This window comes from Polaromonas sp. 39-63-25, from assembly GCF_002278925.1.
In the GTDB taxonomy this organism is placed as follows: Bacteria; Pseudomonadota; Gammaproteobacteria; order Burkholderiales; family Burkholderiaceae_C; genus Polaromonas.
Map to the genome: position 1 here is coordinate 1 of NZ_NCJH01000002.1, position 14,099 is coordinate 14,099.

10 protein-coding genes are annotated in these 14,099 nt (G+C 63.5%); 5 read left to right on the top strand and 5 right to left on the bottom strand.

Features of this window, described 5'->3' with window-relative positions; all coding sequences use genetic code 11:
- Positions 1 to 383 precede the first annotated feature (383 nt).
- Entirely contained in the window at positions 384 to 1,682 is a 1,299-nt protein-coding gene (gene senA / locus B7X65_RS02665; RefSeq protein WP_293592457.1) for a selenoneine synthase SenA, read from the bottom strand.
- A gap of 315 nt (positions 1,683 to 1,997) precedes the next feature.
- Here senA and B7X65_RS02670 point away from each other — a divergent pair, with 315 nt between their 5' ends.
- The 5 genes from B7X65_RS02670 (at position 1,998) to B7X65_RS02690 (ending at position 8,523) form a co-directional block, all read left to right on the top strand.
- A complete protein-coding gene (locus B7X65_RS02670) occupies positions 1,998 to 3,782 on the top strand; it encodes a hypothetical protein (RefSeq protein ID WP_293592458.1) in 1,785 nt (594 codons plus the stop codon).
- Between the two features lie 53 nt (positions 3,783 to 3,835).
- The gene (senB, locus tag B7X65_RS02675) at positions 3,836 to 4,864 is read left to right on the top strand and encodes a selenoneine biosynthesis selenosugar synthase SenB (protein ID WP_293592459.1); all 1,029 of its coding nucleotides are present in this window, start codon (positions 3,836 to 3,838) and stop codon (positions 4,862 to 4,864) included.
- Positions 4,861 to 5,934: a selenide, water dikinase SelD gene (gene selD, locus B7X65_RS02680; RefSeq protein ID WP_293592460.1), complete on the top strand. Its 1,074-nt coding sequence runs from the start codon at positions 4,861 to 4,863 to the stop codon at positions 5,932 to 5,934. Before senB ends, selD begins: the two co-directional genes overlap by 4 nt.
- Positions 5,935 to 6,148: 214 nt before the next feature.
- The gene (locus B7X65_RS02685; protein ID WP_293592461.1) at positions 6,149 to 6,748 is read left to right on the top strand and encodes a TRAP transporter small permease subunit; all 600 of its coding nucleotides are present in this window, start codon (positions 6,149 to 6,151) and stop codon (positions 6,746 to 6,748) included.
- A gap of 14 nt (positions 6,749 to 6,762) precedes the next feature.
- A complete protein-coding gene (locus B7X65_RS02690; protein WP_293592462.1) occupies positions 6,763 to 8,523 on the top strand; it encodes a TRAP transporter large permease subunit in 1,761 nt (586 codons plus the stop codon).
- Between the two features lie 287 nt (positions 8,524 to 8,810).
- Here the strand turns inward: B7X65_RS02690 and B7X65_RS02695 are convergent, their stop codons facing one another.
- The 4 genes from B7X65_RS02695 to dxs form a co-directional block, all read right to left on the bottom strand.
- Complete coding sequence (locus tag B7X65_RS02695) at positions 8,811 to 9,893, bottom strand: TRAP transporter substrate-binding protein (RefSeq protein WP_293592463.1); 1,083 nt, start codon at positions 9,891 to 9,893, stop codon at positions 8,811 to 8,813.
- 181 nt (positions 9,894 to 10,074) lie between these two features.
- The gene (locus tag B7X65_RS02700) at positions 10,075 to 11,154 is read right to left on the bottom strand and encodes a TRAP transporter substrate-binding protein (protein ID WP_293592464.1); all 1,080 of its coding nucleotides are present in this window, start codon (positions 11,152 to 11,154) and stop codon (positions 10,075 to 10,077) included.
- Between the two features lie 212 nt (positions 11,155 to 11,366).
- A complete protein-coding gene (folE2, locus tag B7X65_RS02705) occupies positions 11,367 to 12,185 on the bottom strand; it encodes a GTP cyclohydrolase FolE2 (RefSeq protein WP_293592465.1) in 819 nt (272 codons plus the stop codon).
- Positions 12,182 to 14,077 carry a 1-deoxy-D-xylulose-5-phosphate synthase gene (gene dxs, locus B7X65_RS02710; protein WP_293592466.1) on the bottom strand — a complete coding sequence of 632 codons (1,896 nt, stop codon included), beginning with the start codon at positions 14,075 to 14,077 and terminating at the stop codon, positions 12,182 to 12,184. Before dxs ends, folE2 begins: the two co-directional genes overlap by 4 nt.
- Positions 14,078 to 14,099: the final 22 nt, after the last annotated feature.

Consider the following 14,099-nt stretch of genomic DNA (forward strand, 5'->3'; position numbering starts at 1 on the left):
TCGACAAAAGCGGGGTCTCGCTCGAACTCGCCTTCGGCTCAGACAATCGCGAGCCCTGATCCGCTTTTGCCTGCGCTCCTCGGCCCAGCCCGACGGGTGGGGCAAGAAAACGGGAGCGAATGCAGATACGGGGAGCCATGACGCGCGCAGCGCGTCATGGCGGACTCAAGCGGCCGTCATGTTTGCACGCGAGTGCAGCACACCTTGCCAAATGAAGTCCCCCTCCATCGCCCAGCGGGGCGAGGGCAGGGGTTAGGGGTGGGAGTGGGGAGTCGCTCCTACTGTCCAGAACAGACCTCAGGCGCAGCGTGACGCCGGATTTAGCATGAAATACACCTCCAACCCTTACACAGAAAGCGTTACCAGCTATCAAACAGATAGCACTACAGAGCGCAGGACCGAAACCCGCAAAAGATGTCGTCCCGCTCGGGCCGGTAGAAGTTGCGGTACTTCGGAGACTTCATACGGGCGCGGGTCGCGAAAGAACCGCCGCGCAACACCTTGTGCGTGCCGAACCAGGGCTGCGAATAATCGGCATACGGGTGCGGCTCGAAACCCGGATAGGGCCGGAAGGTGCTGCCCGTCCACTCCCACACATCGCCCCAGCGAAAACCTCGCCGCGCGGCCGTGTGCGCCGCCACCTCCCACTCGACCTCGGCCGGCAGGCGGCGCCCGGCCCAACGGCACCAGGCGTCGGCTTCCCACCAGCTCATGTGCATGGCCGGCTGGTTGCCCAGCATGCGCATCGGCTTGCCAAAGCGGGTCTGCATCACCGCGCCGCTGGCCACACCGATCTGCTCGACATAACGCGGGCCGCGCCGTCCTTCACTGCTCGCCGTGGCCTGCAGCCAGTCCCAGCCTTCGCTCTGCCAGAACTCGGGCTGGTCGTAGCCGCCGTCATCGACAAACTCCACAAACTGCGCCCAGCTCACCGGCTGGGCGTCGATCTCGAACTCGGGAACGTTGACCTCGTGCTGGGCCAGCTCGTTGTCGAACACGAATCCCGGCGCTGCGGCGCTGCCGAGCATCCAGACGGTGGCCGGCACCAACAGCGGCTCGCGCAGGGCCATGGTGGGCGGCGTGAAGGCTTGCAGCAGCGCCTTGTCGAGGGTCAGGCCCAAAGTCTGCGCCGTGTAGCTCAGGGCTTCGGCATGCATGTCCTCGTGGAACAGGCAGAGGCGGAAAAAATAGAGCGCGTCGTCGTCCTCCCCGGTTTTTTCCAGCAGCTCCAGCGTGCTTTCGAGCGTGTCGAGCAAATAGGCACGGCAAGCCGCGACCGGAGGAAGATCCAGCGTCCAGCGCTGGTGATGCGGCACGTTGCCCGAGTCCCACCAGCGGTCGGCACCCGGTTCGATGGAGGCCAGCCGCGCATGCGCGGGCTCGCAGCGGGCTCCCCGGGCGCGCTGCATGTTGCGCCCGATCCACCACTCCTGGAACCAGCCAACATGCCCGAGCTCCCAGAGCGGCGGATTGAGGACCGTCAACTCAGGAACCACAAAGTTGACGGCCTCCAGCGCCTGCTGGTACTGGCCGAACAGGTGCAAGGTATGGTTGCGCGCATCCATCAGGGCCAGCGACAGCGCATCCCGTCCGGCGCTGCGTATCAGGGGCGAATCAATCAGGCCGGCCTCGTGGGCAGCAGAGGAATGGGGTGATGAAGGGGGTAGCGGATCTGAAGCCAAAACCGTCGTCCTGGTAAGCCGGCTGCAGCATGCCAACCCTGGCAAGTGGCGCACCGCGCATGGGGGAACCCAGAATAGCAGACGGGCGTCTGCCCGGGGCGGCGTCGATCTGCCCGTGTCGCCCGTAAAAAACCCCGACGGGAGAGGGGCCGGAGTCAACCAGTCAACCGGCTCATGCGACCGGTTGTCACTCCGCCCTCCCCCGACCATCGCCAGATCGGCTCGGCCGGGATAGACTCCGCTAGTTTTTCCAGCTCGCTGGTCGCCTCTTTGGGTTTCGAGCGTGAGCACCCTTCATCAACCGGGCCGCCATTTATGCCATCCACCGAGCTGAATGCCTCTTCCGAAGATCTCGACCTGAGCATCATGGACATGAGTCCCCTGGCCTGGGTGCTCGATGAACTTGGCAAATCACTGGACAGTTCGAGCAAGGCGCTGAAACGTTTTGTGCGGGATGCCGAGGTGGCGCAGGGCGCCGAGCTTGCCGCGCTCGATGCGAGCCAGTTGCGCCTCGCCCGCCAGCAGCTGCACCAGGCGGTCGGTGCCCTGGAGATGGTCGGCATGAGTGCGCCGGCACTGGTGCTGCGCGCGATGGAGGCCGCGGTGCAGAAGTTTGTCCAGACGCCCGGTCAATGCACCCCGGAGGCCGCCAACAAGGTCGAACTGGCCGGTTTCGCCCTGACCGCTTACCTCGAAGATGTGCTTGCGGGCAAACCAGCCTCGGCCGTGTCGCTGTTTCCCCAGTACCGTGATGTCCAGGGCCTGGTCGGCGCGGACCGCATCCATCCGGCCGACCTCTGGGCATTCGAGTGGCGCTGGATTGAGCCGGAGCTGGCGTCCGGCGCCGATCCCCTGCCCTACGGCGACGCCAGCCGGGAGCTGCTGGACCGGTGGACCCTGAAACTCGTGCGGAACAGCCATCCCGAGGCGGCGCAACAGCTCTGCGACATGTGCCTGGGTTTCGCGCAGGCGGAAACAGACAGTGAACCCCGGGCCTTCTGGAAACTGGCTGCCGGCTTTTTTGAAGCCCTGGCCAAGGGCCTGCTGAAAGTCGATGTGTATGCCAAAAGAGCCATTTTGCGCATCCTGCTGCAGTATGCGGCCCTGGCAAAGGGCAATGCCCATGCGTCGGACAGGCTCGCGCAGGATTTGCTGTTTCTCTGTACCCAGGCGGTGCCCAGAAGCGCCACGGATGCGCCGGTGCTGTCGGCGGTGCGTGCCAGTTATGGCCTGGACCGCTTCGAGCCCATCGACTACGAGGCCATCCAGTTCGGTCGCTTTGCCCCGGCGCTGATCGCGCAGGCCCGCAAGCGGATCAGTTCGGCCAAGGACATCTGGTCATGGGTGACCTCGGGCGACCTCACCCGGTTCAAGACCATGAACGACCAGTTCAGCCTGGTGACGGACTCGCTGGTCAAGCTGCACCCGCCCAGCGAGCCGCTGGCGCGCGTGCTGGCACGGGTGATCGACACGACGGCACGCTCAGGCCAGGTGCCCGGCCCCGAACTGGCGCTGGAAGTGGCGACGGCCGTGTTGTACCTCGAAGCCGCTTTTGACGACCTCGACCCCAGCGACCCCCAGCTCACGGCCCGCACGGCCCGGCTCGCCGAACGGCTGGACGCGGCCCAGGCCGGCGGGCCGTCGCAGCCCCTGGAGCCCTGGATGGAAGAGCTTTACCGGCGTGTCAGCGACAAACAGACCATGGCCAGCCTGGTGGGAGAACTGCGGGTCACGCTAGGCGGTCTGGAAAAATCGCTGGACAACTTTTCCCGCGCACCCCAGGACAAGACGGTGTTGAGTGCGGTGCCCAGGGAACTGGCACAGATGCGCGGTGTGTTGTCCCTGCTGGGGCTGGACCAGGCCGCGCTGGCGGTGGTGCACATGCGCGAACTCGTCGACCACATGCTGCAGGCCGATACTGACGAACAGCAGCTTCGCGCGGCCGGAACGTTTGACTGCCTCGGCAACAACCTCGGCGCCCTGAGCTTCCTGATCGACATGCTCAACTACCAGCCGGCCCTGGCCAAAAAAGTGTTTGTCTATGACGCGATCAAGGGCGAGCTCAAGGCCGACAGGGATGCCGAAGGCGGGCCGGCCTGAGGCCTGTTAACCTTGTTGCGGGGAGCTCTCCGGCTCGCGAAACAAGGTGGTTCATGGGTAGCGTGTCCAAAACAAAAACCGTGGTGCTGGTCAGTCCGGCCCTGGCCGATGCCAACAATGGCAACTGGCACACAGCCAGGCGCTGGGCGCAATGCCTGGCCGGCCACTGTGCCACCACGCTGGGGGCGCAGTGGCCTGAATCTCCCCATCCGGCCACGTCCCCGGCCGATGCCCTGATCGCGCTGCATGCGCGCCGCTCGGCGCCCTCCATCGAAGCCTGGGCGCGGCAGTGCCCCGGCAAACCGCTGATCCTCGTTTTGACGGGCACCGACCTGTACCGCGACATCCTTGCGGACGCCAGTGCGCAGCAATCGCTGGCGCTGGCCACCCACCTGGTGGTGCTGCAGGAGGCCGGCCTGCAGGCGCTGCCCGCCACCCTGCGCCACAAGGCCCGCGTGATTTACCAGTCGGCCCGCGCCTTGAAGCCTGCCGTCAAACCCGTGCGGCACTTTCGCGCCCTGATGGTTGGCCACCTGCGGGAAGAAAAAGACCCGCTGACCTGGATGCGGGCGGCAGCACGGCTGGCCCCGGGAAGCTCACGCCCGCCGGTGCGCCTGCTGTTCGACCACATCGGGGACGCACTCACACCGGATCTCGCGCTGGCCGTGCGGACAGCGCAGGCCAGCGTCCCCGGCTACCGCTGGCTGGGCGGCCTGCCCCAGGCCCAGACCCGCCAGCACATCAAGCGCGCCCATGTGCTGGTCAACAGCTCACGCATGGAAGGCGGCGCCCAGGTCATTTTGCAGGCCGTCCAGTCCGGCACACCGGTGCTGGCCTCGCGGATCAGCGGCAACATCGGCATGCTGGGCGCCGCTTATGCGGGTTACTTTCCCGTGGGTGACGACGCTGCGCTGGCGGCGCTCCTGCTGCGCTGCGCCACCGATGCAGGTTTTCTGGCCCTGCTCGAAAAACAATGCAGCGAGCGGGCCCACCTGTTCGACCCCGATGCGGAAAAGCGCCTTGTCTTAAACTTGGTGCTCAGCGCACTGTCTGCCGCACCGCCCAGGAAACCCTCCCCATGAACGCACCCGTCCCACTCACACCTGTCGCCCCTCCCCGCCTGACCAGCCTGTCCCATGGCGGCGGCTGCGGCTGCAAGATCGCCCCGGGCGTGCTCAGTGAAATCCTCAAGAACTCCAGCAACATGCCCGGCCTCAACATCCCGCCGCAACTGCTGGTCGGCATCGAAACCGCGGACGATGCCGCGGTCTACCAGCTCAACGACGAGCAGGCGCTGATTGCCACCACCGACTTCTTCATGCCCATCGTGGACGATCCCTACGACTTCGGCCGCATCGCCGCGACCAACGCGATCAGCGACGTCTACGCCATGGGCGGCACACCCATCATGGCACTGGGACTGGTGGGCATGCCGATCAACGTACTGCCGCTGGAAACCATAGGCGCCATCCTGCGCGGCGGCCAGGATGTCTGCCGCGACGCCGGCATTCCGATTGCCGGCGGCCACACGATTGATTCGGTCGAGCCGATTTACGGCCTGGTGGTGATGGGCCTGGTCCATCCCTCGCGGGTCAAGAAAAATTCGGGCGCCCGCGCCGGCGATGTGCTGATCCTGGGCAAGCCGCTGGGCGTCGGCATCCTGTCGGCGGCGCTCAAGAAAGAAGCGCTCGACGCCCAGGGGTATGCCCGCATGATTGCCGTCACCACCCAGCTCAACAAACCAGGCATCGCCCTGGCAGCAATGGAGGGTGTCCATGCCCTGACCGACATCACCGGATTCGGACTGCTTGGCCATGGGCTGGAGCTGGCGCGCGGCGCGAACCTGAAGATGGAGTTGCAGATGGACAGCATTCCGCTGCTGCCAGACGTGCTGGATCTGGCAGGACGCGGCATGGTCACGGGTGCCTCCGGCCGCAACTGGGCCGCTTATGGCCATGAAGTGCAACTGCCGGCGAACCTGGGTGCGGCGCAGCAGGCCCTGCTGTCCGACCCGCAAACCAGCGGCGGGCTGCTGGTGTCCTGCGCACCGGAGATCGCCAACGAGGTTCTGGCCTGCTTCCACGGCCAGGGGTTTTCGGACGCCCGCGTCATAGGCCGCATGCTGGAGGGCAGCGGCGTACAGGTCGTCTGAACCCGGCCTGCCCGCCGCACGACGCACCTTTTTGGGGTCGAATCCGCCGCGCCAAACGCCCTTCGCTACGGGATAACACCGTCACGAAGCTGTCAGCTTGGCTTCTATAGTCCTCTATAGAATCCCATCCGCGCCAACCAGTATCCGGCACGCCCTCCACCAGAAGGCCTGCCGGATGATTTTTATGCGTGGGTTCTTTTTTCCTGGAGACAAAATGCGCGCCTTACTGAAGTTTTCCAATGCCGTGGACTGGGTCAATGCCCAGATCGGCAAATACGTGATCTGGCTGATCCTTGCCTCCACTGTCATCAGCGCGGTCAATGCCGTGATCCGCAAGGCCTTCAACATGAGTTCGAACGCCTACCTCGAAGTGCAGTGGTACCTGTTTGCCGCCGCCTTCCTGCTCGCCGCGGGCTACACCCTGCTCCACGGCGAACACGTCAAGATCGACGTGGTCTCCAGCAAGCTGTCCAAACGCGGGCAGATCTGGATCGACATCATCGGTTTTTCTGTTTTCCTGACGCCTGTGTGCCTGACCATCCTGTACTACGGCATTCCGTTTTTCCTGCAGGGCTACCGCTCCGGGGAAGTCTCGGCCAATGCTGGCGGGCTGATCCGCTGGCCGGTGTACGCCATGATTCCGCTGGGTTTTGGCCTGCTGCTGCTGCAGGGCTGGTCCGAGCTGATCAAGCGCATTGCTTTCCTGAAGGGCCTGATCGAAGACCCGACCGCCAAGAAGGTCGAGAAGACCGCCGAAGAAGAGCTGGCCGAGGCGATACGCCGCCTCGCCGAATCCAAAACCAGCGCCGGCTGATCGGGAACATCATCATGGAATTTTTTATCGCCAACCTCGCCCCCATCATGTTCATGGGGCTGATCGTATTCCTGCTGATGGGCTTTCCGGTGACCTTCAGCCTCGGCGCCTGCGGCCTGTTTTTCGGCTTTGTGGGTGTTGAACTCGGCGTCTTGCCAGAAGCCCTGATGCAGGCCCTGCCGCTGCGGCTGTTCGGCATCATGCAGAACGACACCTTGCTGGCCATCCCGTTTTTCACGCTGATGGGCCTGGTGCTGGAGCGCAGCGGCATGGCCGAGGACCTGCTGGACACCATCGGCCAGCTCTTCGGTCCGCTGCGCGGCGGCCTGGCCATTGCGGTGATCCTGGTCGGCGCCCTGCTGGCGGCGACCACCGGCGTGGTGGCCGCTTCGGTGATCTCCATGGGCCTGATTTCACTGCCCATCATGCTGCGCTACGGTTATGACCGGCGTATCGCCTCGGGGGTGATTGCCGCCTCGGGCACCCTGGCGCAAATCATCCCGCCCTCGCTGGTGCTGATCATCCTGGCCGACCAGCTGGGCCGCAGCGTCGGCGACATGTACAAGGGCGCCTTCGTGCCCGGCTTCATCCTGACCGGCATGTATGTTGGCTATGTGTTTGTTCTGGCCTTCTTCAAGCCGCAGTGGGTCCCCGCCCTGCCGGCCGAAGCGCGCACCATCCGCGAGGACAACGGCAAGGCCGGCCTGCTGTCACTGCTGCTGCTGACCATCGCCTCTGCGGGCAGCGCCGTCTACTTTGCCAAACACTACGCCGAGGTGCAGACCTGGTGGAAAGGCGAAACCGTCACCTCGGTGCCGCTCGATGAAACCATCGTGGTGTCCATGTGCCTGGGTGTGATCCTGGCCTTCGTGATCGCCGTGGTCAACAAGGTCACCCGCCTGGGCCTGCTGTCGCGCATGGCCGAGCGTGTGACCTTTGTGCTGATCCCGCCCCTGCTGCTGATTTTCCTGGTGCTGGGCACGATTTTCCTCGGCATCGCCACGCCCACCGAAGGCGGTGCCATGGGGGCGATGGGCGCGCTGATCATGGCGTTTGCGCGTCGTCGCCTGAACTTCTCGCTGCTCAAACAGGCGCTCAATACCACCACCAAGCTGTCATGTTTTGTGGTCTTCATCCTGATCGGTTCGACCATTTTCAGCCTGGTGTTCCAGGGCGTGGACGGACCGAAATGGGTCGAGCACCTGCTCAGCGGCCTGCCCGGCGGCCAGGTCGGCTTCCTGATCGTGGTCAACGTGCTGATCTTCTTCCTGGCCTTCTTCCTGGACTTCTTCGAGCTGTCTTTCATCGTGGTGCCGCTGCTGGCACCAGTGGCCGAAAAACTGGGCATCGACCTGATCTGGTTCGGTGTGCTGCTGGCTGTGAACATGCAGACTTCCTTCATGCACCCGCCCTTCGGTTTTGCGCTGTTCTACCTGCGCAGCGTCGCGCCCATCAAGGAATACACCGACAAGGTCACGAAGAAGCTGATCCAGCCGGTCACCACCATGCAGATCTACTGGGGCGCCGTGCCCTTTGTGCTGATCCAGGTCGTCATGGTCGGCCTGATCATTGCCTTCCCGGGCATTGTCTCCAGCGGTCTCGACAAGGTTGAAAAAATCGATCTCGACAAGGTCATCCTGCAGGTTCAGGAAGAACCGGTGGAAGCCGTACCTGTCCCGGGTAGCGCCGCTGAAGCTGACGCCGAGCAAAGGCTCGCTGACGACGACCCGATGAAAGCCATGCAGGACGCCATGGCCAAGGACAAGAAAAAATAGGCCGCAGGGCCAGGCGCGCCCCCTTGACGGGCGCGCCACACACCAAGCCCCGGCATGCCGGGGCTTTTTTTTGGCATGCCACCCGCAGGCGGCCGTGATGACCGCAGACGCTTGCAGGACAATCTGACCTGCTTCGCCCAGCCCCGGCGTCCAGCCTGAGGCCATCACGCGCCGAGAGGGTGGCGGACCTCGGGCCCAGTGCCGAACGCCGGCACACAAGCTGGACAACTCAGGCCGCAAAAAAAAGCCCCGCAGAGCGGGGCTTTGGACAGCAAACCTGGAAGCGATTACAGCTTCTGGGATTGCATGAAATTGTCGAAGCGTGCTTCGGTGAAGCGGAACCAGAGGTTCTGGTCGCGGCGGAAGTTGGCGTAGTCGTCGTACACTTTTTTCCAGGCCGGGTTCCGTGCACTGATTTCGGAATACAAGGCCATGGACTCCTTGAAGGCCAGGTCCAGCACGTCCTTGGGGAAAGGCAGGACCTTGGTCTTGCTGCCCACCAGTTGCTTGAGCGCGGTCGGGTTCTTGGCATCGTACTTGGCTTGCATCTCGACGTGAGCGTAAGAAGCAGCTGCCTCGACAATCGCCTTGTTCTCCGCAGACAGGCCGTCGTAAGCCTTGTTGTTGACAAACACGTCGAGCTGCGGACCACCCTCCCACCAGCCGGGGTAGTAATAGAACGGAGCGACCTTGTTGAAGCCCAGCTTCTGGTCGTCGTAAGGACCGACCCACTCGGCTGCATCAATCGTGCCTTTTTCCAGCGCCTGGTAAATCTCGCCGCCGGGGATGTTCTGCGGCACGGAGCCCATGCGTTCGAGCACCTTGCCGCCGAAGCCGCCGATGCGCATCTTCAGGCCCTTCATGTCCTTGACCGACTTGATCTCCTTGCGGTACCAGCCGCCCATCTGGCAACCCGTGTTGCCAGCCGGGAAATTCACGATGTTGTACTTGGCATAGAACTCACGCATCAGCTTCATGCCGTTGCCCTCGTACATCCAGGCGGTCATCTGGCGGCTGTTCAGGCCGAAGGGGATGGCACAACCGAGGGCAAAGGTCTCGTCCTTGCCGAAGAAGTAGTAGGGCGCCGTGTGGCAGCACTCCACGGTGCCATTCTGCACACCATCGACCACGCCGAATGCAGGCATCAACTCGCCGGCGGCATGGGTCGAAATGGTGAATTTGCCGCCGCTCATTTCGCCGACTTTTTTGGCAAAGGTCTCTGCGCCGCCAAAAATGGTGTCCAGCGATTTGGGGAAGCTCGATGCCAGGCGCCAGCGGATGGCTGCACCCTGGGCCTGGACGGCTGGCGCAACGCCAGCAGCCAGGACACCGGCAATACCGGCATTTTTGATAAGAGAACGACGATCCATGAGCAAACTCCTCAGTTATAGATAGATTAAAAGGATTACTGACACCCCGCGAGTCTAGGAGGAGGTCAATCTATAACTATTGGGAGTTACCCCCTCAGGGCTTCACCTGATGGAGAAACGCAACAGGGCGCCCCCTCCCCTCGCAAGGGGAGTGGCGCCCTGTCTGGCCGGCCGTGGCGGCTTACAGTTTCTGCGACTGCATGAAGCTGTCGAAACGCGCTTCGGTGAAACGGAACCACAGATTCTGGTCGCGCCGGAAGCTGGAGAAATCATCGTAGATTTTTTTCCAGGCCGGATTCCTGGCGCTGATTTCGGCGTACAGGGCCATGGACTCCTTGTAGGCACGGTCCATGATGTCCTTGGGGAAGGGCAGGACCTTGGTTTTCGAGGCCACCAACTGCTTCAGGGCCGTCGGGTTTTTGGCGTCGTACTTGGCCTGCAATTCAGTGTGGGCGTAGGCAGACGCCGCAGTCACAATCGCCTTGTTTTCGGGCGACAGGGCTTCGTACGCCTTGGTGTTGATGAAGAACTCCAGCTGCGGACCACCTTCCCACCATGCGGGGTAGTAGTAGTAAGGTGCCACCTTGTTGAAACCCAGCTTCTGGTCGTCATAGGGCCCAATCCACTCGGCAGCGTCCAGCGTGCCTTTTTCGAGCGCCTGGTAGATCTCGCCGGCCGGAATGTTCTGCGGCACCACGCCCATACGCTCGAGTACCTTGCCGGCAAAACCGCCGACGCGGAATTTCAGGCCCTTCATGTCGGCGACCGACTTGATTTCCTTGCGATACCAGCCGCCCATTTGCGCGCCGGTGTTGCCGCCCGGGAAGTTCATGATGTTGTACTTGGCGTAGAACTCGCGCGTCAGCTTCAGGCCATTGCCCTCGAACATCCAGGCAGTCATCTGACGGCTGTTCAGACCAAAGGGAATCGAGCAGCTCAGCGTGAAAGCGTCGTCCTTGCCGAAGAAATAGTAGGCGGCGGTGTGGGCCATCTCGACCGTGCCGTTCTGCACACCATCGACCACGCCGAAAGCCGGCATCAACTCGCCGGCCGCGTGGGTGGAAATGACAAATTTCCCGCCGCTCATTTCGTTGACCTTTCTGGCGAAAGTCTCTGCACCGCCGAACACCGTGTCCAGCGACTTGGGGAAGCTCGATGCGAGGCGCCAGCGGATGGCAGCCTGGGCGTGTACGGCCGGTGCAACACCAGCGGCAAGCACACCGGCGATACCGGCATGTTTGATGAGGGAACGACGATCCATTGAAAAGACTCCGGGAGTTGATAAAACGGTGGGTTCTTGTACAGCGCCGCTCCATGCGGCCTTGACTGTTAGCATGCTTATTGTAGAAAGCGGGAAGGCTTGACCATTGGGGGTTATCCCGTCAAAACAGCTCTCACATCGCATGTCTTCAGGCTACTGTCAGGAATGAAAATCAGGAATGAAAACGGCGGTGCAAGCGCTTGCGCAGGCGTTCAAACGATGCCGCGCTCGATCACCGCATAGGCGTCGTGGGCGTGGATCGATTCGAAGTTGGTGACCGCTACCCGGTAGCCGGCGATGCGATCGTCGGCATCGAGCGCCAAGGCCACGTCGCGAATCAGGTCCTCGACAAACTTGGGGTTGGCATAGGCCCGCTCGGTCACCCATTTTTCGTCGGGTCGTTTGAGCAGACCCCAGAGCTCGCAGGACGCGTTGTCCTCGGCAAAACGCACCAGTTCGCTCCAGTCGATGGCCCCGGTGAGCCGGACGAGCAGCTTGATGTGCGAACGCTGGTTGTGCGCGCCGTCATCGCTGACCTCCTTGGAGCAGGGACACAACGACTTGACCGGCACCGTGGCCTGCATGCTGATGCGGGTCGCGCCGTCCTGGCGCCGGGCCAGCCAGGCGCCGTCGTACTCCATCAGGCTTTGCTGACCGCTGATCGGCGCCGACTTCCGGATGAAAAACGGAAACGTCACTTCAATGTGCCCGCTGTCGGCTTCCAGCAAGCGCAGCATGCTCTCGATTTCGGAGCACAGCAAGTCTGCCGTCAGGGCCTCGCCGCGCAGCGTCAACGCGTCCAGCCAGGCAACCAGGCGCGACATGTGGGCGCCCTTCTGGTCGGCGCGCAGGCCCACATCGAGTGTCCAGGTGCCCACCGTCGGCTGCACCTTGCCCGCCACCACCACACTCAGGGGGTAACGCAGCGAGGTGATGCCGACGCGCTGGATCGGCAGGCGGCGCAGGTCGGCCCGGCCCTGCACATCGGGCATGACCGATGGCCCGGCCCCGCTTTCCGTGGACGCTGTCATGCCACGGATTTGAGCGTGCGCTTGGCCGGTTGGGCCGGCGCAGGCAGGACGCCAAAACGCGTGACGATGGACTGTTCGATCCCTGCCGCGTCCAGCCCCTGCAGGGCCAGCAGCCTGGCGGGGTCGCCATGCTCGGTGAACTCGTCGCGCAGGCCCAGGTGCAGCAAGGGCTTGACGACGCCCGCAGCAGCCAGCGCTTCCGCCACGGCACTGCCGGCGCCACCCATGATTGAGCCCTCTTCCACCGTGACCAGGGCCTCATGGCTGGCCGCCACCCGCAACAGCAATTCGGTGTCGAGCGGCTTGGCCCAGCGCATGTTGACCACCGTCGCGCCGAGTTTTTCGGCAGCTTCGAGAGCCGGATGCAGCAAGGTGCCAAAGGCCAGAATCGCCACGCCCGAGCCCTGGCGGCGCAGCTCACCCTTGCCAAAGGGCAAGGCCTCCAGGTGGGACTGCGTTGCCACACCGGCACCGGCGCCGCGCGGGTAACGCACGGCCACCGGATGGTTCTGTTCATACGCGCTGCTCAGCAGCATGCGGCACTCGTTCTCGTCGGCCGGACAGGCCACACTCATGTTGGGGATGCAGCGCAGGTAGGCGATGTCATAGGCGCCCGCATGGGTGGCGCCGTCGGCCCCCACCAGCCCGGCGCGGTCGAGTGCAAACACCACGGGCAGATTTTGCAGCGCCACATCGTGGATCAGCTGGTCATAACCGCGCTGCAAAAAGGTCGAATAAATCGCCACCACCGGCTTGAGGCCTTCGCAGGCCATGCCCGCGGCAAACGTGACCGCGTGTTGCTCGGCGATGCCGACGTCGTAATAACGGTCGGGGAAGCGCTGATGGAACTCGACCATGCCCGAGCCTTCGCGCATGGCCGGCGTGATGCCGACGAGCCGGCTGTCCTTTTCAGCCATGTCGCACAGCCAGTGGCCGAACACCTGGGTGAAGGTCTGTTTCGCCGGTGCGGTGGATTTCTGCAGCCCCATGGCCGGATCGAACTTGCCGGGGCCGTGGTAGGCCACCGGGTCGGCCTCGGCCAGCTTGTAGCCCTGGCCTTTTTTGGTCACCACATGCAGGAACTGCGGGCCCTGCAGATGTTTGATGTTTTCCAGGGTCGGGATCAGCGACTCGAGGTCGTGGCCGTCGATGGGGCCGATGTAGTTGAAGCCGAAATTCTCGAACAGCGTGGCCGGCACCACCATGCCCTTGGCATGGGTCTCGAGCCGCTTGGCCAGCTCGAACAGCGGCGGCGCGACCTTGAGCACCTGCTTGCCGACGCTTTTGGCCGAGGCATAGAACTGCCCGCTCATGAGCTGCGCCAGGTAGCGGTTGAGGGCGCCGACCGGCGGGCTGATGCTCATGTCGTTGTCGTTGAGGATCACCAGCAGATTGCAGTCGCAGACACCGGCATTGTTGAGCGCCTCGAAGGCCATGCCCGCGCTCATGGCGCCGTCGCCGATGATGGCCACCGCATGACGCTCTTCCCCCTTTTGTTTGGCCGCCATCGCCATGCCCAGGGCGGCAGAAATCGAGGTCGATGAATGCGCGGTGCCAAAGGTGTCGTATTCGCTTTCATCGCGCCGCGGAAAGCCGCTGAGGCCGCCGAACTGGCGCAGGCTGGCCATGCGTTCGCGCCGGCCGGTCAATATCTTGTGCGGGTAGGTCTGGTGGCCCACGTCCCAGACCAGCCGGTCCTCGGGCGTGTTGAACACATAGTGCAGCGCCACCGTGAGTTCGACCGTGCCCAGGTTGGAGCTCAGGTGGCCGCCGGTCTGCGACACGCTGTGCAGCACATAGGCGCGCAACTCGTCGGCCAGCGTCCTGAGCTGGGGACGCGGCAGCAGGCGCAGGTCGGCGGGGCTGTTGATGGTTTCTAGCAGTGGGTACATCGTGGTGTCTTGTTTCTGATGT